The sequence below is a fragment of the Sinosporangium album genome (genome assembly GCF_900100605.1).
GTDB classification, from domain to species: Bacteria; Actinomycetota; Actinomycetes; order Streptosporangiales; family Streptosporangiaceae; genus Sinosporangium; species Sinosporangium album.
Genome location: NZ_FNCN01000018.1, coordinates 32,634 through 52,820 on the forward strand (window position 1 = coordinate 32,634; position 20,187 = coordinate 52,820).

Consider the following 20,187-nt stretch of genomic DNA (forward strand, 5'->3'; position numbering starts at 1 on the left):
GTGCCACTGTTCAGCCGATCACATGATCCGGGCTGTCCAGCCAGATCGACTGGCCTTCGGGCACGATGGTCACGCCGAACCGGCGTCGTTCCGGTTCACCCCATGTCACCCATGCGAAGTAGGCGTTGACCACCTCATCCCAGACTGGCCGTGGACCGACCTGGTAGACCTCGTAATCGTCGGCACCGGGCTCATAGGTGACCAGCGCCCACTGGCCGGGGTCGGCAGGGTCGACCAGCCACAGCAGCACCCGACCGTCGTCCTCGGTGCGCGTGCTGGTCCGCAGCCCCGTCGACGCTGCCATGGCCAGGGCCGCGCCGGGAGGTGCTCCGGCGATGGTCCTTGGGTCGACACGCGTCCGCCCGGTGCTGTCCTCGCCATGCTGCGCGTCGAAACCGCCTCGCTGACTGCGCATCACCATGTAGTCCGCGAAGCGGCGGAACCGGCCGACCGCCGTACCATCCGGCCGCACGACCGCGCGCAATGCATGGCCGGCACCGAACCCGGTATGCCACGGCGCGACGATCACCCCGCCCGGGCGGGTCTGCTCCACCCACGCGTACGGCACCTCGGTCACCGCACATGTCGCATGGACCCGGTCGTACGGCGCGCCTTCAGGAACGACAAGGGCTCCGTCGCCGACGATCAATCTCGGCGAGATCCCCGCCTCGCCCAGGTGCTTGGCCGCCTGCTCCGCCACGGCCTGGTCGACCTCGATGCTGGTGACGAGTGCCGCGTCGCCCACCAGATGGGCCAGCAGGGCCGCGGTCCACCCGGTGCCCGTTCCGATCTCCAACACGCGGTGACGCGGCCCGACATCGAGCAGCTCCAGCAGATCCACGACGGTGGACGGCGCAGAACTTGAGGACGAGTAGTCGCCGGCCTTGGCCTGGAGCGGGGTGCGGCCGTCGTCGAGCTGCGTGACCAGCGGCATTCGTGAATAGACGGCATCCCACCAGGCGTTGGGATCGGTGTCCCGGTCCACGAGCTGTAGGGCACCGTCGGGACCCGCCAGCACCACGGGCGGGACGAACATGTGGCGGGGCACCGCCCGCAGCGCCTCCTCGACGGGCGCCTCGATTTCACCCACAGCCTCGATCAGCCGGTCGATGCGAGCTGTGCTGTCCAAGGCTGTCATTTGTCCTTCGGCTCTTCGTGCCTGCCGGGCGGCGGTCCGGTGTCGCGGCTGGGGGGTGGCGGGTCGGGAAGCGGTTGCGGCTTCTTGGGCTGACCTTCATGTTTGCCCATGGGGCTCCCTCGCTCGATGTGGCCGATAGGGCTGCGACGGTACGACCGCGCCGAAGATGAAGCAAGAAGCACGAGAGGAGGTTTGGCCTTACCCCGGCGTGTGGCGGGCCATAGTGCGATTTGAGCCCGCCTATCGAGGTGATTCGGGTTCGCGCATACCTCAGCTCAACGCTGCTGCGAGCTGCCGCGCGCCAGACACGCGGGGGTGGTGGCGGGTGAGCTCGTCGGCGATCTTCCGGACGGACGGCCGGTCCTTCACCTCGCTCGGCGCCTGCTCGCAGGCGGCGAGCAGCGCGTGGGCGGTCTCTTCCGGTTTGCCCCACCGCCACCATGCCCGCGCCAGATCGGTGTGCAGCCGTCCCCGCCGTTCCGACGTGGCGTACATTTCTGGCCGCAGGGTCCGGCCGACATGCAGCGCTGTCCCTGCGTCGCCGAGCGCGTAGTGGATGCCCACCCGGTACAAGGTGACGAACGGCATGGCGATGCCTGACTTGCCGACGATTCCCGCGAGGCGGTCGGCGGCACGCTCGGCATCAGCGATCCGCTCCAGGGCTGTGGCCCGGTCACCTGCCCAGCTCGCTGTGTAGGCGGACGCGCACAGCAGCCGCACATAGGTGGATGCCTGCGCCGGAGTGCGCAGCCCCGTCGGGTCGAGTCGACTGATCGCCCGCTCCATGACCTGCGCTGCGGTCTGGTGGCGTCCCTCGGTACGCAGCACCATGCCCAACGCCCGAGCCGAGGCTCCCATCGCCACCGCGTCGCTGGAGCGGTCCGCGTGCTGCACCGACCGGTCCGCGGTGAGCCGGGCCGTGTCTTTCCGGCCGACTTTGTTCAGCGTGTCGGTGGCCAGGTCGTAGCAGGACGCCAGCAGCGCCCACCCGCCCGGTGTGCCTGACCGCTCCGCCATGTCCCGCGCTGCGGCGAGCATGCCCGGCAGCGTCGCCATCAGCTCGGCCAGCGCGCTGGCGTCGAATTGGCGGCGCGCCAGAAGAAGCCGCTGCTGGATCTGCGCCGGTCCTTGCGGAGGGCCTGACGCCGACGGCACCACGAGCATGTCATCGAACCGCTGGAGAAGCTGAACCGGGATACTCAGCCCCACCGCGGCCAGCACTGTTCGTCGCCGCATCGGATCGGTCCCCTCATCTCCACCATCGCGACTACTCACTGTAACCGTACGGTTGCGGAGGGGGGGGTCGGGTGATGTCCCCCATCCGCCACACCGAAGCCCCAGTCGCTCAGCTCGACGCCGCGCAGCCGGTTGCCAGCCGACCAGTCCACTGCGGCGTGCAGCACGTCGTCCTCGTCCTCGATGCGGGACTGGTGGGCGATGCCTCCCGGTGTCCGCTCGGAGGTGAATGCGATGTAACCGACATCGACGTGGGGCTGGTGGGCGATGCCTTGCGCGGCCTGCGCGGCTGCGGTAGCGGGGAGAGCGCCACGCCGGGCGCGTGCTTGGGCGGGGACGCGCCCTGCACGGGTCAAATGCGCCATCGGCGGTGATCTCTCCAACGGAGTCGAACTGCTTTACCCTTGGCGGAAGCGCTCGAAGAGAGGGGGGTTCGATGACAACCGGATCAGATGGTCCCCCTGGTGTGAGTCTTCACGGAGTCCTGGAGCGCATCACCTACGCCAACGAGGAGACGGGCTACACGATCGCCAGGGTCGCGACCGAGCGGTCGGGCACCGAGCTCCTCACCGTCGTCGGGCCGCTGCTCGGCGCCCAGGTGGGGGAGTCGCTGCGGCTGACGGGCCGGTGGACCACGCACCAGCGCTTCGGGCGGCAGTTCGAGGTGTGGTCCTACGCGACGGTCCTGCCGGCGACGGTGACGGGCATCCAGCGCTACCTCGGGTCGGGGCTGATCAAGGGGATCGGCCCGAAGATGGCCGAGCGGATCACCGACCACTTCGGCGTCGACACGCTGCGCGTCATCGAGGAGGAGCCGAAGCGGCTGGTCGAGGTGCCCGGGCTCGGCCCCAAGCGCACCAAGATGATCGCCGCCGCCTGGGAGGAGCAGAAGATCATCAAAGAGGTGATGATCTTCCTCCAGGGCGTCGGGGTCTCGACCTCGATCGCGGTCCGCATCTTCAAGCAGTACGGCGAGGGCTCGATCGGCGTCGTGCGCTCCGAGCCCTACCGGCTGGCCGCCGACGTGTGGGGCATCGGCTTCAAGACCGCCGACACCATCGCCAAGGCGATCGGCATCCCCGAGGACAGCCCCGAACGGGTCAAGGCCGGCCTGCGCCACACCCTGTCGGAGGCCGCCGACGACGGGCACTGCTACCTTCCGGTCCCCAACCTCGTCGGCGACGCCGCCAAGATCCTGGAGGTCGACCCCGCCCTCGTGTCCGCCTGCCTCGACGAGCTGGCGGCCGAGGAGGGCGTGGTGCGCGAGGAGGTCCCCGCGGGCGACAGCACCGTCCCCGCGGTCTACCTGGTGCCGTTCCACCGGGCCGAGCTCTCCCTGGCCGGTTCGCTGCTGGGGCTCCTCAACGCCAGGGCCGACCGGCTGCCGGCGTTCGCGTCGGTCGACTGGGGCAAGGCCATGGCGTGGCTGCGCGAGCGCACCGGCGCCGAACTGGCCGACGAGCAGGCCCAGGCCGTACGGCTCGCGCTCACCACCCGGGTCGCGGTGCTGACGGGCGGGCCGGGCTGCGGCAAGAGCTTCACGGTGCGCTCGATCGTGACGCTGGCCCGGGCCAAGGGCGCGAAGGTCATCCTGGCCGCCCCCACCGGCCGGGCCGCCAAGCGGCTGTCGGAGCTGACCGGCCACGAGGCCGTCACCGTGCACCGCCTGCTGCAGCTGCGCCCCGGCGGCGACGCGGCCTTCGACCGCGACAATCCGCTCGACGCCGACCTGGTGGTCGTCGACGAGTCCTCCATGCTGGACCTGCTGCTCGCCAACCGCCTGGTCAAGGCGGTCGCGCCGGGCGCGCACCTGCTGTTCGTGGGCGACGTGGACCAGCTTCCCTCGGTCGGCGCGGGCGAGGTCCTGCGCGACGTGCTGGCCGCAGAGCGCATCCCGCGCGTACGGCTCACGCAGATCTTCCGCCAGGCGCAGCAGTCCGGCGTCGTCGTCAACGCGCACCGCGTCAACTCCGGCCTGTCGCCGCACACCAGCGGCTTCCCCGACTTCTTCCTGTTCCCCTGCGAGGAGCCCGAGGAGATCGCCGCGCTCACCGTGGACGTGGTGGCCCGGCGCATCCCGCGCAGGTTCGGACTGGATCCGCGGCGCGACGTGCAGGTGCTCGCCCCGATGCACCGGGGCGCGGCGGGGGCGGGCAACCTCAACCTCGCGCTGCAGGAGGCGCTCACCCCGGCCCGCGAGGGCCTGCCCGAGCGGCGCTACGGCGGCCGGGTGTTCCGGATCGGCGACAAGGTCACCCAGCTCCGCAACAACTACGACAAGGGCGCGGCCGGGGTGTTCAACGGCACCGTCGGCGTGGTCGTCGACCTGCGGCCCGACGACCACGCGCTCACCGTGCGCACCGACGAGGACGAGCTGGTCGACTACGCCTTCGACGAGCTGGACGAGCTGGCGCACGCCTACGCTGTGTCGATCCACCGCTCGCAGGGCAGCGAGTACCCCGCCGTGGTCGTCCCGCTGGCCACCAGCGCCTGGATGATGCTCCAGCGCAACCTGCTCTACACCGCGATCACGCGCGCCAAGAAGCTCGTCGTGATCGTCGGGTCCCGCCGGGCCCTCGGCCAGGCCGTGCGCACCAAGGGCGCCGGCCGCCGCCACACCGGCCTCACCCACCGCCTCGGCCCGGCGTAGGTCCCCGCCCGCGCCGTAGGCGGGTGCCGTACGGCGAGGCCGTACGAATGCGATCTCCGTCCTGTTTTGACGGTTCCAGGCGTCGTTTTCCTGAGAGACACCCCTTGTCAGCAGGGGCAATGTGCCCCAACTCACCCAATTAATGTGCACTTCACTTACCACTCCTATTAAGGTTTTTGGATGCACTTGCTGTTATGGGGGAGTGAAACATGCCAACGCGCGACCGGCGCTTGAAAGTGCCGATGGCCGGGCTGGCAGTCGCCACCGCCGTGGCGCTGACAGCCGGCTGCTCCGAGGGGACGGCCACGCGGAACGCCGCGGCCGAAACGAAGACCACGACCCCGCCCGCCCCGACCATCGCCATCAGCCCGGCGCAGGGCAGCGACAAGGTGCGGCCCGACAAGCCGGTCGTGGTCACCGCCGAAGGCGGGGCTCTGGACGAGGTCGTCGTCAAGGCCGGCGGCAAGCAGCTCGACGGCGAGTTCGACGAGAACCGCACCCGCTGGGAGTCCAAGGAGCGCATGCGCCCCTCCACGGGCTACACCGTGGCCGCCAAGGCGACCGGCGAAGGCGGCCCCGCCACCGCGACCAGCGACTTCACCACCCTGAAGCCGAAATCCGAACTCGCGATCGCCGACGTCACACCCACCTTGAAGGGGGAGAAGGTCGGTGTGGGGGCACCGATCATCGTCACCTTCAACATCCCGGTGAAAAACCGCGCCGCCGTGGAGAAATCCCTGAAGGTGAAGGCGCAGAAGCCGGTGAAGGGCGCCTGGCGCTGGATTGACGACACCAAGGTCATTTACCGTACGGCGAAATACTGGCCCGCCCACCAGAAGGTCCGCTTCACCGCGGACCTCGTGGGACTGCACGCCGGCGACGGCTCCTTCGGCGTCAAGAACCACGCGGCCACGATCCGGATCGGCGCCCGGCAGATCAGCACCGTCGACACCCGGCGCAAGACCATGACGGTCAAGCGCGACGGCAAAACGGTGCAGAACATGCTGATCAGCGCTGGCCGCGCCACGACCAGGGAGTACACCACCACCAGCGGTGTCCACCTCACCATGGACAAACGCAACCCCGAGCGCATGATCTCGCCCAACAGGGAGAAGGGCGACCCCGGCTACTACGACCTGATGATCGACCACGCCGTGCGCATCTCCAATTCCGGAGAATACGTGCACGCCAAGAACAACGTCGCCGACCAGGGGCGCAGGAACGTCAGCCACGGCTGCATCAACGCCCGCCCCGACCAGGCCCGCTGGTTCTACAACAACTCCCAGCGGGGCGACGTCGTCAACATCACCGGCACCAACCGCGCCCTGGAGTGGAACAACGGCTGGGGCTTCTGGCAGATGTCCTTCAAGGAATGGAAGAAGGGCAGCGCCCTGCGCTAACCCGCCCCCCGGGTCCCCCCACGGGGACCCGGCCATTGACCGGCTGCCAGGCGGGCGCGCGGTCACCGACCTGCCGTCACGACCTCCTGCTCTCGACCCTCTTCACCAAGGGCCCGGCGTAGGCCCTCGGAGGAGAGGTCCACGCCCGACCGGTCCGGAGACACCGGCCGCGATCCGCAGGGGGTGCGTCACCCGGCAGAGCCGGGCCGTACGATCATCAACACGACGACCACCGCCCACAGCACGTTGTAGACGCCGACGAGCATGTGCAGAGGGCGAAGCCGGTCGCGGTCGCCGGGCTCGGCGAGCGCGACGCGCTGGCGCGGATAGATCTCTAGCGCCAGCAGGGCTCCCGCGACGGCGGTGAGGACGAGGGCCAGGATGATCCAGATCTCGCCGGTGCGGCCTTGGACGACGGCCAGGACGATCCCGGTGGCGGGCACGATCAGTCCCAGCGCGCTGTATCCGCGGGTGATCCGGTGCATCGCGACGGCCACGGCGCGATCGCGCCCTCCCGTCGCCTCCGGCGTTTCAGGCGGCGCGGCACCCGGGCCGTCGGGGACGGCCGCAGGAACGACGGCGGCGACCGGGACGTAGCGGGGGAACAGGCTCGCCGCGACCGCCGAACCTCCGATGAACACGATGCCGGCCACGACATGCGCCGACAGCAACAGCAGTTCCACAGGCTCTCTCCTTCTTACGTTCAGGGTGCCCGCGGCTCAGCACGTGAGCGTCAGGCCTTCCGGTTGCTCTGGGACGGCATCGCCCTGCGCACCTCCTACGGTGTCCACGACTCCCCGGTGGGATCGGGAGGTGCGGAAGCTCCGGCGGTAGGCGGTCGGTGTGGTGCGCAGCACCTTCAGGAACGTCCTGCGCATCGTTTCGTCGGATCCGAGGCCGCACCTGCGGGCGATCGAGGCCACGCCGTCGGTGGTGGTCTCCAGGAGGGCCTGCGCGGCCTCCACCCGGATACGCTCGACGTACCGGCCGGGGGTGAGCCCGACCTCACGGCGGAACAACCGGGTCAGATGGCGTTCGCTGACGGCGACCTGGGCCGCCATCGCGGCCAGGGTGTGGTCGGCCGCCGGCTCGGCGGCGATCGCGTCCAGGAGGCGGCGCAGTCCCGGATGGCGCGTCGCGGGTACGGCTCCGCGCACGCTGAACTGCGACTGGCCGCCCGGCCGCTGCAGGAACACGACCATGTATTTGGCCACCGTACGCGCGAGGTCCGGTCCGTGGTCGTCCTCGACGAGAGCCAGCGCCAGATCGATGCCGGCGGTGACGCCCGCCGAGGTCATGACCGGTCCGTCGCGGACGAAGATGGCGTCGGGCTCCAGGGCGACCCGCGGGAACCGGCTCTCCAGTTCGGCGCCCGCGGCCCAGTGGGTGGTGGCCCGCCGTCCGTCGAGCAGGCCGGCCTCGGCCAGCAGGAGCGCACCCGTGCACACCGACACCACGCGCCGCGCGCGACCGCCGATGTCGCGCACCAGGTTCGAGAACGCCTCTCCGGGGCGGTCGCCGTACGGCGGCGCGCAGCCCGGCACCAGCAGCGTGTCGATCGGCCCTTCGAGCTCGTCCAGAGCCAGGTCGGCCCCCAGTAGCACACCGACATCGGTGCGCACCGGCCGCCCGTCGATGGACGCGCGCCGGATGCGGTAGCCGCCGGATCCGTGCAGGACCTGCATCGGCCCCGCCACGTCCAGCAGCACGACGCCGTCGCAGAGGGCGACCACCACTTCTTTCACGGTATCCAGCCTGGCGGCCTCGGCGAGATGTCCACAAGGACCGCTGTCCCACAGATCCGGACATGCGGCCGTCCTCCTCACCCGCCGCGCACGCGCAGGTCAGCTCGACGGCAAGGCGGTGCAGAACATGCTTGATCAGCGCCGGGCGCGCCACGACCAGGGAGTACACCACCACGCGGGCTGTCTCTCTGGGCCTCGCCACCCGCACCCCGTGCCGCCTGAGCGAGATCCTCGACCGCGACATCGACGGCGGATCCCTCTGGGGGCCGAGGCCGGAGGCCGGACCGGCATCGTGCCTGCGCGTTCGGGCGACGGGTTCTGTGACCCCGTCCGGCTTTGCGGTGCCCCCGCGGCAGGCCCTGTCCCGGCGAGGACGGTCGTCGGGCGGGCAGCGTCAGCGGGTCGCCGTCGCCCGCGCGCTGGCCAACGACCCGCTGGTCGTCCTGGCCGACGAGCCGACCGGCAACCTCGACACCGCCGCGACCCTCGACGTGCTGAGGATCTTCGAGGACCTGAGTTCCGCGGGGCAGACCCTCGTGATCGTCACGCATGACGAGCGGGTCGCGGCCATGGCGGATCGGCTGGTCTCGATGCGCGACGGGATGCTCGTTGACGACACCTGGCTGGCCGGATCCCGCACCCGCGGGCTCGGCGGTCTGATCGGGCTGGGGGAGTGAACGTCATGGGCTCCACCATGCTCGTCGTGCGCCTGGTGCTGGTCGACGTGCGCCGGCACAAGGTCCAGGCCGCGATGCTCCTGCCATACCTGGCAGTTCACCGCCGGACAGGACATGGTCATTCTCAAGGACAGTCAGCCGATCCTGGTCATCGGTAGCTGGCTGCTCGGCTTCCTGGCCATCACCGGAGTGGCGGCGCTGGCCGCGGGACGCGCCGCCGAGCAGGCGCGCCGGGCCGGGCTGCTCAAGGCCGTCGGCGCCACCCCGGGCCTGATCGCAGCCGTCCTGCTCACCGAGTACCTGGCGCTGGCGCTGGCCGGCGACGCGCTGGGGCTGGTGATCGCCCGTCTGGCCGTGCCCGCCGTCGCCAGCCCCACCGCCAGCCGGATCGGCGCCGCCGGGCTGACCGGCGGCGCCGTCGCCACAGCGACCGCCCTGCCCGCACGCCTGGCGGCCCGCCGACCCGTGGCGCAGACCCTCAGCGCCGAAACGGCCTGACCGACCCGGCCCGGGAGGAGTCAGCGGGCCTGACCCGTATCCGGGCCACCGTCCTGGCCGCCGGTCAGCTCGACGGCACGAGAGCCGTCCGCGCCAGGCCGTCGAGCGTCGCGGCGAGCTCGGCGAGGGACTCGGGGGCGAGCGAGTAGCAGATGGTGGTGCCTTCGCGGCGGGTAGTGACGAGCCCGGCCTCGCGGAGGACCTTGAGGTGGGCGGAGATCGTCGGCTGGCTGACCGCGAAGTGGTCGGTGAAGTCGCAGGCGCATATGTGCGGCCTGGTGGAGAGCTGCTGCACCATGCCCAGCCGTACGGGGTGGGCGAGGGCCCGGAGCAGTGCGACCGTGTCCATGGGCACAGCGTATCGCCCGCCATCTATATCGATATCCGCCTATGGACATGGGATCAGCGCGTCTCTATATTGGCCGATGCCAATATAGATGGGAGACGATGTGGATCACCTGGACGAGGCCCTGGTACGACTCGCGCCCACCGGCCCCGAATTCCGCGGCGGACTGTCCAACCACGGCCCGATGGTGGCCGAGGCCCTCCTGCGCCTCGGGGCCGAGGACCTCGTGCCGGACTGGGTGACCGGCTACCTGCCCGACCTCGACGCGCAGCCCCCGGCCCAGGGCCGGATCACGCACTGGCGCGAGGCGCTCGGCGACATGCGCCGCCTCGGAGCCTGGACACGCCACTTCCAGGAGCGCCTCGCCGAAGCGGCGTGGCGCGACGTGCTGGCCGAGTGGTGGCCCCGCCTGACCCCGGGCCTGGCGGCCGGGGCCACCCACGGCGTCATCCGTACGGCTCACGCCGTACGGTCCCTCGCCGACCGGGAGACGGCCCCGCGCAGGACCGAACTGGGGCACGCCCTGGCCTACTGGGCGGCCGGCTACGCGGAGCTGCCGGGTCGGCCGCGCACCTGCGGCAGCCGTACCCTGCGCGAGGCGGTGGAGCGGATGCCGCTGCTCGACCGCCCGCCGTCCGGACTCATCGTCCGGCACCTCGGCAGCCTCGGGGACCTGCCGGACTTCCCCGGCGCCGTCTCAGCCCTGCGCCCGCCCCGCGACGTGCCCGCCGACCTGTCCGACCTCATCGCCGCCTTCACCGGGCTCTTCCTCACCCACGGCCGCCACGCCCCGATCGGCTTCATCCACGCCGTCACCGCCCCCGCCGCGGTCTCCTCGATCCTCACCGAACTCCCGCCCGCCACCTGGCGCCCCACCTACGACGCGCTGTGGCAGGTCGGCGCCGCCCTCTACAGCGGCTACTGCCACGGCGGCACCGTCGAACCCCTCCCGCACGGCGACCCGCCCGCCCCCGGCGACCTCGCCGGCCTGGCCGCCGAGACCGGCGAAGCGCACGCCATCAAGATGACCGAGGCCGTCCTGCGCCGCCACGCCGCCGACCCCGACCCCGTCTACCTCCACGCCGCCCACCGCGCCGTCGAACTCCTGCGCCCCTGAACCGCCCCACACCGCACCGGCGACCCGCCGGACGAGGAGCTGTTCACCGGCCGCTGGGAGCCGGCCTGACCGGCCCCCTCCCGCGTCCGCCGCACCGCGCGTCCGCCGGCTGCGCCATCGCGCAGGCCGCCCAGGCGCGCCGGGGGAGTCGCGGCTACCCGGCCGACGCGCCGCCGGTCCCGGCGGTGTACTGCTCGCGCCACCGGTCGATCAGCGGGACGAGCTCCTCCAGCATGTAGGTGTAGAAGTCCTGCATCTCGTGGAGCCGGCGCCCGGTGACGCCGTCGGCTCCGGCCGCGTCGATGCCTTCCCGGGCGGCGTCGCACATGACGGTCAGCAGGGCGTTCTGCTGGGACATCAGGTTGGACCAGGCGCCCTGGCGCAGGCGGTAGTGGTCGCGGCGGCTGCCGGGGGCGGGCACACGTTCGACCAGGCCGAGCGGCGCGAGCTGCTTGATCGCCGTGGACACCGCACCCGAGCTGATGGACAGCTCCTCGCGAAGGTCGGCGGCGGTCATCGACTCCTTGCCGGTGTAGAGCAGGGCGGTCATCACCCGGGCGGTCGCCCTCTGCATGCCCCCCTGGGCCAGGGTCAGCGCCAGCTTCTCGGCGGCTGCGCGCAGCCGCTGGTTGGTATCCATACGCCAGAGGGTACCAAACCCTCCAAAAACTCTGAATGTTTACAGATCTCTGAAATGTCTATATGTTCGGGGGTGGATCACCTGCCTCGCTCGGAAAGAGAGCACCGCCATGACCCCCGCCATCGACATCCGGGGCTTGACCAAGCAATACAAGGACGTCCGCGCCGTCGACGACGTCACCTTCAGCGTCGCGCCCGGCGAAGTGTTCGGCTTCGTCGGCCACAACGGCGCCGGCAAGACCACCACCATCCAGATGCTGCTCGGCCTGCTGCGGCCCACCGCCGGCAGCGCCCGCGTCCTGGGCCGCGACGTCGTCGCCGACTCGCTCGCCGTACGGCGGATCTCCGGCTTCCTGCCCGCCTCCTACGCCCTGCCCAGGGACATGACCCCCGTCACGTTCCTCGCCTACGTGGCGTCCATGTTCGGACTGAGCGGCAAACCGGTGCGCAACAAGATCGACGAACTGCTCACCATGTTCGACCTGGGCAAGGTCGCCAAGAAGAAGCTCGGCGGGTTCTCCAGCGGCATGACGCAGAAAGTCGGCCTGGCCCAGGCGCTCATCAACGACCCGCAGGTGCTGTTCCTCGACGAGCCCAGCACCGCGCTGGACCCGATCGGCCGCGCCGACCTCATGCGGCATCTGGCCACCCTGGCCCGCGACAAAGGCGTCACCGTGCTGTTCTCCACCCACATCCTGTCCGACATCGAGGACGCCTCCCAGCGCGTGGCCATCCTGCACCACGGCAGGCTGCTGGCCGCCGGCGACCTGGCCGAGCTCAAGGCCGCCCACGGCACCCCTCGCATGGACGACCTCTACCTGACCCTGGTCCGCGGCGCCATGGCGCGTGAAGGGATCACGCCGTGACCGCCTTCCTCCGGCAGGAAGTGCGCACGCTGCTGCGCACCCGCCGAACCAAGATCATCGCAGTCGTCATCTGCTACGCGCTGCTGGTCTTCCCCATCGCGATGAAACGCCCCCCGCAGAGCATGGTGGACCTGGCCGGCGAGTGGTTCGACGGCGACGGCTCCTTCACCCTGTTCATGTTCGCCTACCTCGACCTCAGCATGAACAAGGTCTCGATGTTCGCCGGCATCATCCTGGTCGGCGGGATCGTCGCCGACGAACGCGCACGCGGCGAACTGCCGCTGCTGTGGAGCAAGCCGATCACCCGCAGCCGCTACTTCCTGGTACGGCTGACCGGCGCGGTCGGCGTGTTCGCCGGGATCTACATCACCGCCACACTCATCGGCACCGTCTACTACCCCAGCCAGGTGAGCGGCTTCGACCCGGCCATCTACCTGGGCATGGCCACAGTCCACCTGTTCGCCGCCGGCTACGCCGTCACCCTGGCCGGCACCATGGGCGTCCTGCTCGGCCGCAAGATCCCCGCCATGCTGGTCAGCCTGCTGCTGCTCGGCACGTTCGTCGGCGTCGCCTTCCTGCCCTTCTACACCGACTCGCCCTGGCTCGGCTGGCTCAACCCCTTCTACCATGGCGTCTCCCTCATCGGGCAGATGACCACCTTCACCCCGGCGGACATGCTCGCACCCATCGCCGCCCTGCTCGCCTTCCACATCGCCACCGCCGCCCTCGGCGCCTGGAAGGTCTCCCGGGAGGAGCAATGACCACCCCCACGGCGTACGCCGCCTACACCCGGCTCGAAGCCCGTGCGGCCCTGCGCCCCCACCACCCGTGGGCATGCGCCCTGCTCGTCGTCATCGGCATCGGCGACGGCCTCCTGCCCGGCATCCCCTCGATCCAGCACTTCTTCGAGGCCGTCTTCGGCGCCCGCAACGGCGTGCACACCATCCTGATCAACGACTACACCGGACTGCTCTGCGTGATCTACTGGGTGGGTGTCTTCGACCTGCTGCGCGTCTACGTGACACCGGCCGAAGAGCGCCGACTCGCCCTGTACCTCACCAAACCGATCAGCCGCACACGGTACTTCGTCAGCAAGCTCGCCCCGACGATGCTCATCCTCACCCTGGTCAACGTGGTGGGCATGCTGGCCGCCGCCGGCGGTGTGCTGGCGTTCGCCGGCCCGGCCGACTTCCGGCCGGGGGCGTTCATCGCCACCAGCCTCATGGTCTTCGCGCTGGCCGTCGTCATGCTGGCGATCGCCAACCTGGCGTTCCTGTTCGTGCGCGACACCTACAACGCGATCCTGGTGGCGGCCGCCGTCTTCATCGCGGCGGTACTGCCCGGCGGCATGTACATGTACCGGCCCGATCTCTTCAGCCCCGCCCTCAAGGACCTGCTCGTCTTCCCCGCCAACCTGCTCTGGCACGAAGACGACGCACCCGCCATCGCCGCGATCGGCGTCCCCCTGATGCTCGCCGCGGCGGCAGTGCTCACCGCCCTAGCCGCATGGCGGCTGAACAGGACCGACACCATCAAGGCGTGAACAGATCGCGGCCCGGCCGTGCCCGGGAGTCGGCCCCGAACGCCGAAACCGGTCGCCGTCCCCGTCCCGCGCGCCCGGCCCGTTCAGTGCTGGCGGCGCAGGGTCCAGAACAGCCAGTTCCCGTTCGCGGCGGTCGAGGCCACGTCCCAGCCCTGCCCGCCGAGATCGGACAGTATGGCGACGACCTCGTTGAAGCTGCCGGAGTACATCCGCTCGATCCCGCCGGGGAGATTGAGGCGGATGGAACCGTGATCCCAGATCCATTCCATGGTGGCGAATTCGTAGGTGAAGATCGCTGCCTCCGCTTCATCGATCGTCACAGAGGCTAACAGGGCTCACGCGGCTGTTCAGGTGTTCTTCAGCGGGTCGGCCCGACGGCGGGGCGGCGGCCGGCACGCGGCCCGGTGAGGGGGTCTCACCGGGCGGGGTCCCGGCAGGCCCGGTCGCCGCGGATCGCCCGCCCCCGCACGGCGAGCTCGCGGGCGACCGAGGCCCCGGCGCGGCTCTTTTCGACGGTAACGGGGGCGCGGGAACTGAAGCGAACGGTTTTCGGGCGGTTTCAGCGGTGGGCGATATCGGGTCGCGCGACCGGCACGCGATGCTTAGCCTGGCCAGATGCTGAAACCTGACTTCCCACTGCACAGCAAACGGCTCACCCCGCGGCTGGGGATGCGCCGCGAGGCATACCTCGGCGAGAACGAGTCCGTGAAGGGCGAGTGGACCGACGGGGTGGTCTACGCGATGCCCGACCGCCGGTGGCGGGCCCGGTGAGCGGCGCCGCCGGTGAGGCGGCCGAGGCGGCCGAGGTGGTGTGGCACCTGGCGCTCGCCGACGAGTGGGATCGGGCGCTGCGCGCCGGCGAATACCGGCAGTCGACACTGGGCCGCACGCTGGAGCAGGAGGGGTTCATCCACGCGAGCCGCGACCACGCCCAGGTCCGCGGCGTGGCCGACCGCTTCTACCGCGGAGTGACCGACCCGCTGGTGCTGCTGGAGATCGACACCGGTCTGCTCGGCTGCCCGGTGGTGCACGAGCCGGCGGAGGCGGGGGAGACCTTCCCCCACATCTACGGGCCGATCCCGGCCCGCGCCGTCATCTCCGCCGCGCCGTACACCCTGTGAGAAAGGGGCCCCGTCCAGCGGGCCCCCGGCAGTGACCTCCCGACAGTGAGCCCCGTCCAGCGGGCCCCCGTCCAGCGGGCCCCCTGACGGTTGGCCCCTGACGGTTGGCCCCTGACAGTGAGCCGCGGGCGGCCCGCCCGTCACCACGCCGTCGTCAACGCCGGTCGGGTCCCCTCGCCAGTCGGGTTCACCGGTGAGCGTAGAGCTGGAACTCCACCCTGGGGTGCGCGGATCACGCGGGAGATCATGGGCCCACGGACCCCCTCACCCCAAGGAGAGACGCCGTGGCCCGAACCGTCCCCCCCATCGTCCTCGACCCCACCGGAACCGACATCCAGGCCGAGGCCCGGCGCGTCCGCGACGCCGGCGCCGCACCGGCCGTGGAACTGCCCGGCGGGATCCCGGCCAGAGCGGTGACCGACTACACGCTGATCCGGGAACTCGCCTCCGACCCCCGCGTGTCCAAAGACGCGCGCAGACACTGGCCCCCCTACGTCGCGGGCGAGATCCCCCACGACTGGCCGCTGCACATGTGGGTGTCGGTCAACAACATGTTCACCGCCTACGGCGACGACCACCGGCGGCTGCGCCGACTCGTCGCCGGCGCCTTCACCGCCCGCCGCACCGAGGCGATGCGGCCCCGCGTGCAGGCCATCGCCGACGCCCTGCTCGGCGACCTCGCGGCGGCGCCGTACGGCCACGCCGTCGACCTGCGCGAACGCTACGCCGTCGCGCTGCCGGCGAACGTGATCAGCGACCTGATCGGCCTGCCCGAATCCGCGCGGGCCGATGTGCGGCGCGTGGTGGACAGCGTCTTCCACACCGCCGCCTCACCGCAGGAGGTGGAGGCCACCACGATCGCCGGCTACGCCCTCCTGCACGAGCTGGTGGCCGCCAAACGGGCCCGGCCGGGAGACGACCTGGCCAGCGACCTGATCGCCGCCCGCGACCGGGACGGCTCGCGCCTGTCGGAGCAGGAGCTCGTCGACACCCTGTTCCTGATGCTGGCCGCCGGCCACGAGACCACCGTCAACCTCATCGACCAGGCGACCTACGCGCTGCTGACCCACCCCGCCCAGCTCGCCCTGCTCCGCTCCGGGCAGGCGTCGTGGGCGGACGCCGTGGAGGAGGCGCTGCGCTGGCAGGCCCCCGTGGCGAACCTGCCGCTGCGCTACGCCGTCGAGGACATCACCGTCGGCGGCACCGTGATCCGCCGGGGAGAGGCCATCGTCCTCGGCCTCGCCGCGGCGGGCCGCGACCCCGCCCACCACGGCCCCGACCCCGACGCCTTCGACATCACCCGCGCCACCCGCGACAGGCACCTGGCGTTCGGCCACGGCGTCCACCACTGCCTGGGCGCGCCCCTGGCCAGGATGGAGGGCCGCACCGCGCTGGAGGCGCTGTTCGCGCGCTTCCCCGACCTGGCCCTGGCCGGAGACGGCGAACCGGCGCCGCTGGCGTCGTTCATCGCCAACGGCCACCACGCCCTGCCGGTCCGCCTCACCGGCCCCCGATGAGCCCCGCCACGAACCCGGCGCGCTCGGCGACACCTCCCCGGGGGATCTCCACCGGCTCGTACCCGTAGTCGGCGTAGGCCGCCAGGCACGCCAGATACGTGCGCTCGGCCTCGGCCGCGCTCTGCCTGCGCTCGGTGTCCCTGCGGTAGATCTCCGGCCAGTGCGGCGCCACGAACACCCGCCGGTTGTACCGGAACGCGTCCGCGGCCCGGTGCAGGTGCTCCGGCACCGGCCTGCCGGACAGGCGCAGGTAGGCGATGGTGTCGACCACACCCCGGTCGAACACCGCGGGGCCGTCGCCCTCCCGCGCCTCCCGGTGGGAGCGCAGGTCCCAGCTCAGCATCAGCTCGGCGAACAGGCCGGCGTCGCCCGAGGGCAGCCCGGCGCCGCCGATCGCCGCCTGGTCGCGGATGACGCCGCGGCCCGCCTCGGGCAGACACGTGAACCCCTGGCCGCGCAGGTGGTCGATCAGAGTGCTCTTGCCCGATCCGGGCCCTCCGGTGATGACGTGGAAACGGTCGGTGAACATAGGTCGGTCGGCTCCTTGCGACGGGGCAGTGCGGATGCAGTGCGGATGCAGTGGGGATCAGGCCGGCTTCCGGGGCCCGGGCCGTACGGCTTGCGCGGTACGGCCCGCCGGAGCAGGAACTCCAGTGCCCGCTCGGCCACGGCCGGGGCGGTCCTGCCCTCGGGCCCGAAGTAGCCGGGCCCGGCCAGGGTGTGCGGCTCCCCGCGGTGAACGGCCGGGCCGGGGCCGCCGTGCGCGGCCCCGGTCCGGCGGGTTCCCGGCCGCGGCGGTCAGTCGATGACCGCCGCGGCCTCGACCTCCACCAGGAGGTCGGGCTCGGCCAGGGCCGCCACGCCGATGCCCGTGAGCGGAGCGGCCGGCGTGACGCCCAGCTTCGCGGCGGCCCGCGCGACCCCCTCGGCGAACAAGGGCAGCTTGTCGGGGGTCCAGTCGACGAAGTAGACGGTCAGCTTCGTCACGTCGTCGAAGGAGGCGCCGACCTCGGCCAGGGCCAAGCCGACGTTGAGGTAGCACTGCTCGACCTGGGCGGCGAGGTCGCCTTCCCCGACCTTGCCGCCGTGGGCGTCGCGGGCGACCTGGCCCGCGATGAAGACCAGCTTCGATCCGGTCGCGACGGAGACCTGCCGGTAGACGCCGGCCTTCGGCAGTCCTTGAGGGTCCACCAGGGTGATGGCCATGCTCGCTCCTTTACGGCGGGAGCCCGTGGGGCTCGGGGGTCCGAAACTATAGCAGTGCAATGCTATGTATTCTGGTGCCGTGGCGAGGACGAAGGACCCCGCGGTCCGCACCCTGCTCATCGAGCGGGCCGCACGCATGCTCCGCATCCGCGAACCCATCACCCTGCGCTCCCTGGTGGCCGGGACCGGAGTGTCGACGATGGCCGTCTACACCCACTTCGGCGGCATGGAGGGCATGTGGAAGGCCCTGCGGCAAGAGGGCTTCACCCGCCTGGAGGCCAGGTTCGCGGCGATGCCCGCCTCCGACGACCCGGTCCAGGACCTGACCGCCCTGGTCGCCGCCTACCTCGGCAACGCCCTTGAGCACACCGACCTGTACCGGGTCATGTTCGACGCGAACTTCGACCTCGAAGACCTCAAGGCCGCCGAGGCGACCCTGGAATACCTGGTCCGCGCCGCCGGCCGCTCCAGGGACGCGGGCCGCTTCCGCGCCGACACCGACCCGCTCCAACTGGCGGTCCAGAGCTGGACCGTCGCCCACGGCCTGGTCTCGCTGGTCGCCAACGGGCCCCTGCCGCGCCGCAGCCTCACCAACGGCGTCCCCCTGCTGACCGCGCTGTTCACCGGCAGCGGAGACGACCCCGACCGGTGCCGCCTGTCCGTCGAGAGCGGCTGGAAGCACCTGCACTTCACCGGCGCATGCGGTTGACCACACCACCGGTCGCCCGGGGCCGCACCCGGGCGCCGTACCGGAAAACGCCCCCGCAGACCCCCACCGCCCCTCGGCCGGCCCCTCCCGCCGCCCGCCCGCACGAAGGACCACGCCCATGACGGTCAGCCGACCCCACCGCGACCGGATCACCCCCGGCGGCCCGGGCGAACCCGTAGTCCTGGACGGCGGCGACCGCCGCTGCATCCAACTCCTGATCGAACTGCGCCACCTGGTCGACACGCTGGCCGCCGGGCGGATCGTCCACCTCATCGCCGCCGACCCCGCAGCACCCATCGACCTGCCCGCCTGGTGCCACCTCACCGGGCACCGCTACCTCGGTCCCGTCCCCGGCGAGCGGCCGACGTACGCGATCGAGACCGCCGCCGGAGCCCGCACCACACGCACCGACAGACCCTGGCACGCCGCAGAGCAGTGACCCCCGGGCCTACGGCCCCGACACCCGCCCCAAGTGCACCGGCCAGGCCTGAGCTTTGAGTTCTTTGCCGCCATCCCGCAACGGATTCCGGCGTCCCCGCATGAGGGCGTCTGTGACCCGCGCATCCTGTACGGGCTCCAGGTCCCGCTGATCTCCTTCATCGACCAGGGCCAGGGGTCTTCGAGTCCGCTGATAGATTCCTGCGGTGAGCCGGCAACTGCCCAGCGGCGGCATCGAGCTGTCACCCGACGAGATCGAAGCCCTCCACGCCAGGTGGTCATCCTGCTGGACCCCGACCAAGGTCGCGCAGCAGTTGGCCGGGATCGGCACCCCCTGGTACGTGGCTGCGGGCTGGGCGCTGGATCTGTTCCGCGGCAGGCAGACACGCGCTCACGGGGACATCGAGATCGCGATTCCGGCCGCGAGCTTCGCCGAGGTCCGCTACCGCTTCCCCGGATACGTCTTCGACGCGGCAGGCAACGGCCGGATCTGGGAGAACGCCACACCGGAAGTGCTGGCCGCCGTACATCAGACATGGCTCCGCGACCCGGGCACCGGCAACTACCTGCTGGACGTGTTCCGCGAACCGCACGACGGCGACACTTGGATCTGCCGACGCGATGAGAGGATCCGGCTTCCTTACAGCGGCATCATCCACCACACCCAAGACGGAATCCCGTATCTGGCACCCGAATTGGTCCTGTTGTTCAAGGCCAAGCACGCCCGCCGAAAGGATCAAACAGACTTCGACGCGACCGTCCCGCACATGACCCCGGCTCAGCGTGAAATTCTGGCCGAGCTACTCGCCCGCGTACACCCGGGGCATCCCTGGCTCACGGACCTGCAGTCCTCGCTTCAGTCGGTTTCTGATTGAAGCGAACAGGTTCGAAGAGACCCCTCGGCACCGGATACCGGCGAGCTCTCGTCTTCGCCGAGAACCATGCCGAGCGTCACGACCAGCCCTTTCAGAGAGACGACACAAGACCCTCGCGCAATCCTCTCTCCGCACGCAAACCAACCCGTCGATCGAGCGGGGAGAGCTCAGCACCCTGCCCGCCGCTTGGCCGGCACCTCGCGGTCGACACCGCCACCTACCGGCGCGCGCAGGTCTGGGACCGGACGTTCGGCGTCACACATCTCGTCGCGGCGCTCGACGGCCGGCCCATCGCGCACATCGACGGCTACGTGCGGCACATCGTCGCCTGGCTGGGACACCACACCGACCGGTGACCGCCCCGGGGCCGCGTACGGCCGGGGGCCGCGGCAGCCGGGCGCACGCCGTACGCGGCCACGCACGGAGCCCGGCCACCCGCCGGCCGCCGCAGGTGAGGGAGGCGCCG

At 71.1% G+C, this 20,187-nt stretch carries 25 protein-coding genes; 15 read left to right on the plus strand and 10 right to left on the minus strand.

Annotated elements, in window-relative coordinates:
* Window positions 1-10: 10 nt before the first annotated feature.
* From BLQ73_RS18960 to BLQ73_RS18970, 3 genes are all read right to left on the minus strand, one after another.
* Complete coding sequence (locus tag BLQ73_RS18960) at window positions 11-1,129, minus strand: methyltransferase domain-containing protein (RefSeq protein WP_245691186.1); 1,119 nt, start codon at window positions 1,127-1,129, stop codon at window positions 11-13.
* Window positions 1,130-1,408: 279 nt separating this feature from the next.
* Window positions 1,409-2,374, minus strand: a complete 966-nt coding sequence (locus BLQ73_RS18965) for a transcriptional regulator (RefSeq protein ID WP_143020330.1) — start codon at window positions 2,372-2,374, stop codon at window positions 1,409-1,411.
* A 35-nt stretch (window positions 2,375-2,409) separates the two neighbouring features.
* Entirely contained in the window at window positions 2,410-2,739 is a 330-nt protein-coding gene (locus BLQ73_RS18970; RefSeq protein WP_093171816.1) for a hypothetical protein, read from the minus strand.
* Between the two features lie 71 nt (window positions 2,740-2,810).
* Here BLQ73_RS18970 and recD2 point away from each other — a divergent pair, with 71 nt between their 5' ends.
* On the plus strand, window positions 2,811-5,024 hold the full coding sequence (recD2, locus tag BLQ73_RS18975; protein ID WP_093171817.1) for an SF1B family DNA helicase RecD2: 2,214 nt from the start codon (window positions 2,811-2,813) through the stop codon (window positions 5,022-5,024).
* 209 nt (window positions 5,025-5,233) lie between these two features.
* Window positions 5,234-6,424, plus strand: coding sequence for a L,D-transpeptidase (locus BLQ73_RS18980; RefSeq protein WP_093171818.1), 1,191 nt, complete (start codon window positions 5,234-5,236; stop codon window positions 6,422-6,424).
* A gap of 188 nt (window positions 6,425-6,612) precedes the next feature.
* Here BLQ73_RS18980 and BLQ73_RS18985 read toward each other — a convergent pair whose 3' ends face one another.
* Together BLQ73_RS18985 and BLQ73_RS18990 are read right to left on the minus strand one after the other, a co-directional pair.
* Window positions 6,613-7,107 carry a hypothetical protein gene (locus tag BLQ73_RS18985; RefSeq protein WP_093171819.1) on the minus strand — a complete coding sequence of 165 codons (495 nt, stop codon included), beginning with the start codon at window positions 7,105-7,107 and terminating at the stop codon, window positions 6,613-6,615.
* Window positions 7,108-7,143: 36 nt separating this feature from the next.
* Complete coding sequence (locus tag BLQ73_RS18990) at window positions 7,144-8,169, minus strand: GlxA family transcriptional regulator (protein WP_245691187.1); 1,026 nt, start codon at window positions 8,167-8,169, stop codon at window positions 7,144-7,146.
* A 131-nt stretch (window positions 8,170-8,300) separates the two neighbouring features.
* Between BLQ73_RS18990 and BLQ73_RS34140 the strand changes: the two genes are divergently transcribed.
* Both BLQ73_RS34140 and BLQ73_RS19000 read left to right on the plus strand, forming a co-directional pair.
* Complete coding sequence (locus BLQ73_RS34140; protein ID WP_245691188.1) at window positions 8,301-8,846, plus strand: ATP-binding cassette domain-containing protein; 546 nt, start codon at window positions 8,301-8,303, stop codon at window positions 8,844-8,846.
* 114 nt (window positions 8,847-8,960) lie between these two features.
* The gene (locus BLQ73_RS19000) at window positions 8,961-9,344 is read left to right on the plus strand and encodes an FtsX-like permease family protein (RefSeq protein WP_245691189.1); all 384 of its coding nucleotides are present in this window, start codon (window positions 8,961-8,963) and stop codon (window positions 9,342-9,344) included.
* A gap of 64 nt (window positions 9,345-9,408) precedes the next feature.
* Here BLQ73_RS19000 and BLQ73_RS19005 read toward each other — a convergent pair whose 3' ends face one another.
* Entirely contained in the window at window positions 9,409-9,693 is a 285-nt protein-coding gene (locus BLQ73_RS19005) for an ArsR/SmtB family transcription factor (RefSeq protein ID WP_093171820.1), read from the minus strand.
* A gap of 100 nt (window positions 9,694-9,793) precedes the next feature.
* Here BLQ73_RS19005 and BLQ73_RS19010 point away from each other — a divergent pair, with 100 nt between their 5' ends.
* Window positions 9,794-10,807, plus strand: a complete 1,014-nt coding sequence (locus BLQ73_RS19010) for a questin oxidase family protein (RefSeq protein WP_176955543.1) — start codon at window positions 9,794-9,796, stop codon at window positions 10,805-10,807.
* A 154-nt stretch (window positions 10,808-10,961) separates the two neighbouring features.
* Here BLQ73_RS19010 and BLQ73_RS19015 read toward each other — a convergent pair whose 3' ends face one another.
* On the minus strand, window positions 10,962-11,447 hold the full coding sequence (locus tag BLQ73_RS19015) for a GbsR/MarR family transcriptional regulator (RefSeq protein WP_093171822.1): 486 nt from the start codon (window positions 11,445-11,447) through the stop codon (window positions 10,962-10,964).
* A 109-nt stretch (window positions 11,448-11,556) separates the two neighbouring features.
* Here BLQ73_RS19015 and BLQ73_RS19020 point away from each other — a divergent pair, with 109 nt between their 5' ends.
* The 3 genes from BLQ73_RS19020 to BLQ73_RS19030 are packed head-to-tail and all read left to right on the plus strand — an operon-like array spanning window position 11,557 to window position 13,855.
* Window positions 11,557-12,312 (plus strand): ABC transporter ATP-binding protein, encoded by a 756-nt coding sequence (locus BLQ73_RS19020; protein WP_093171823.1) that lies wholly within the window; start codon window positions 11,557-11,559, stop codon window positions 12,310-12,312.
* Window positions 12,309-13,073 carry an ABC transporter permease gene (locus tag BLQ73_RS19025; protein ID WP_093171824.1) on the plus strand — a complete coding sequence of 255 codons (765 nt, stop codon included), beginning with the start codon at window positions 12,309-12,311 and terminating at the stop codon, window positions 13,071-13,073. Before BLQ73_RS19020 ends, BLQ73_RS19025 begins: the two co-directional genes overlap by 4 nt.
* Window positions 13,070-13,855, plus strand: coding sequence for a hypothetical protein (locus BLQ73_RS19030; RefSeq protein ID WP_093171825.1), 786 nt, complete (start codon window positions 13,070-13,072; stop codon window positions 13,853-13,855). The genes BLQ73_RS19025 and BLQ73_RS19030 overlap by 4 nt, the downstream gene beginning before the upstream one ends.
* Before the next feature lie 83 nt (window positions 13,856-13,938).
* Here the strand turns inward: BLQ73_RS19030 and BLQ73_RS19035 are convergent, their stop codons facing one another.
* Window positions 13,939-14,175, minus strand: coding sequence for a hypothetical protein (locus BLQ73_RS19035; protein ID WP_245691190.1), 237 nt, complete (start codon window positions 14,173-14,175; stop codon window positions 13,939-13,941).
* 295 nt (window positions 14,176-14,470) lie between these two features.
* On the opposite strand from BLQ73_RS19035, the gene BLQ73_RS19040 reads away from it, so the two are divergent.
* The 3 genes from BLQ73_RS19040 (at window position 14,471) to BLQ73_RS19050 (ending at window position 16,493) form a co-directional block, all read left to right on the plus strand.
* Window positions 14,471-14,626 carry a GNAT family protein gene (locus BLQ73_RS19040; protein WP_218125925.1) on the plus strand — a complete coding sequence of 52 codons (156 nt, stop codon included), beginning with the start codon at window positions 14,471-14,473 and terminating at the stop codon, window positions 14,624-14,626.
* On the plus strand, window positions 14,623-14,976 hold the full coding sequence (locus BLQ73_RS19045) for a DUF952 domain-containing protein (protein WP_093171895.1): 354 nt from the start codon (window positions 14,623-14,625) through the stop codon (window positions 14,974-14,976). Before BLQ73_RS19040 ends, BLQ73_RS19045 begins: the two co-directional genes overlap by 4 nt.
* Before the next feature lie 284 nt (window positions 14,977-15,260).
* Window positions 15,261-16,493, plus strand: a complete 1,233-nt coding sequence (locus BLQ73_RS19050) for a cytochrome P450 family protein (RefSeq protein WP_093171826.1) — start codon at window positions 15,261-15,263, stop codon at window positions 16,491-16,493.
* On the opposite strand, the gene BLQ73_RS19055 is transcribed toward BLQ73_RS19050, so the two are convergent.
* Window positions 16,477-17,022, minus strand: coding sequence for an AAA family ATPase (locus BLQ73_RS19055; protein WP_093171827.1), 546 nt, complete (start codon window positions 17,020-17,022; stop codon window positions 16,477-16,479). The genes BLQ73_RS19050 and BLQ73_RS19055 overlap by 17 nt on opposite strands.
* Window positions 17,023-17,291: 269 nt before the next feature.
* Window positions 17,292-17,699: a RidA family protein gene (locus BLQ73_RS19060; protein ID WP_093171828.1), complete on the minus strand. Its 408-nt coding sequence runs from the start codon at window positions 17,697-17,699 to the stop codon at window positions 17,292-17,294.
* 79 nt (window positions 17,700-17,778) lie between these two features.
* Between BLQ73_RS19060 and BLQ73_RS19065 the strand changes: the two genes are divergently transcribed.
* From BLQ73_RS19065 to BLQ73_RS19080, 4 genes are all read left to right on the plus strand, one after another.
* Complete coding sequence (locus BLQ73_RS19065; RefSeq protein WP_176955544.1) at window positions 17,779-18,408, plus strand: TetR/AcrR family transcriptional regulator; 630 nt, start codon at window positions 17,779-17,781, stop codon at window positions 18,406-18,408.
* A gap of 118 nt (window positions 18,409-18,526) precedes the next feature.
* Window positions 18,527-18,847 (plus strand): sulfurtransferase TusA family protein, encoded by a 321-nt coding sequence (locus BLQ73_RS19070; protein ID WP_093171830.1) that lies wholly within the window; start codon window positions 18,527-18,529, stop codon window positions 18,845-18,847.
* Between the two features lie 205 nt (window positions 18,848-19,052).
* Window positions 19,053-19,721: a nucleotidyltransferase domain-containing protein gene (locus BLQ73_RS19075; protein WP_093171831.1), complete on the plus strand. Its 669-nt coding sequence runs from the start codon at window positions 19,053-19,055 to the stop codon at window positions 19,719-19,721.
* A complete protein-coding gene (locus BLQ73_RS19080) occupies window positions 19,718-20,077 on the plus strand; it encodes a hypothetical protein (protein WP_093171832.1) in 360 nt (119 codons plus the stop codon). The genes BLQ73_RS19075 and BLQ73_RS19080 overlap by 4 nt, the downstream gene beginning before the upstream one ends.
* Window positions 20,078-20,187 lie beyond the last annotated feature (110 nt).

Coding starts and splice junctions, on each gene's coding strand:
- BLQ73_RS18965 (WP_143020330.1), bottom strand. CDS start 2,374: ATGCGGCGACGAACAGTGCTGGCCGCGGTGGGGCTGAGTATCCCGGTT.
- BLQ73_RS18970 (WP_093171816.1), bottom strand. CDS start 2,739: ATGGCGCATTTGACCCGTGCAGGGCGCGTCCCCGCCCAAGCACGCGCC.
- recD2 (WP_093171817.1), top strand. CDS start 2,811: ATGACAACCGGATCAGATGGTCCCCCTGGTGTGAGTCTTCACGGAGTC.
- BLQ73_RS18980 (WP_093171818.1), top strand. CDS start 5,234: ATGCCAACGCGCGACCGGCGCTTGAAAGTGCCGATGGCCGGGCTGGCA.
- BLQ73_RS19000 (WP_245691189.1), top strand. CDS start 8,961: ATGGTCATTCTCAAGGACAGTCAGCCGATCCTGGTCATCGGTAGCTGG.
- BLQ73_RS19005 (WP_093171820.1), bottom strand. CDS start 9,693: ATGGACACGGTCGCACTGCTCCGGGCCCTCGCCCACCCCGTACGGCTG.
- BLQ73_RS19015 (WP_093171822.1), bottom strand. CDS start 11,447: ATGGATACCAACCAGCGGCTGCGCGCAGCCGCCGAGAAGCTGGCGCTG.
- BLQ73_RS19020 (WP_093171823.1), top strand. CDS start 11,557: ATGACCCCCGCCATCGACATCCGGGGCTTGACCAAGCAATACAAGGAC.
- BLQ73_RS19030 (WP_093171825.1), top strand. CDS start 13,070: ATGACCACCCCCACGGCGTACGCCGCCTACACCCGGCTCGAAGCCCGT.
- BLQ73_RS19040 (WP_218125925.1), top strand. CDS start 14,471: ATGCTGAAACCTGACTTCCCACTGCACAGCAAACGGCTCACCCCGCGG.
- BLQ73_RS19055 (WP_093171827.1), bottom strand. CDS start 17,022: ATGTTCACCGACCGTTTCCACGTCATCACCGGAGGGCCCGGATCGGGC.
- BLQ73_RS19060 (WP_093171828.1), bottom strand. CDS start 17,699: ATGGCCATCACCCTGGTGGACCCTCAAGGACTGCCGAAGGCCGGCGTC.
- BLQ73_RS19070 (WP_093171830.1), top strand. CDS start 18,527: ATGACGGTCAGCCGACCCCACCGCGACCGGATCACCCCCGGCGGCCCG.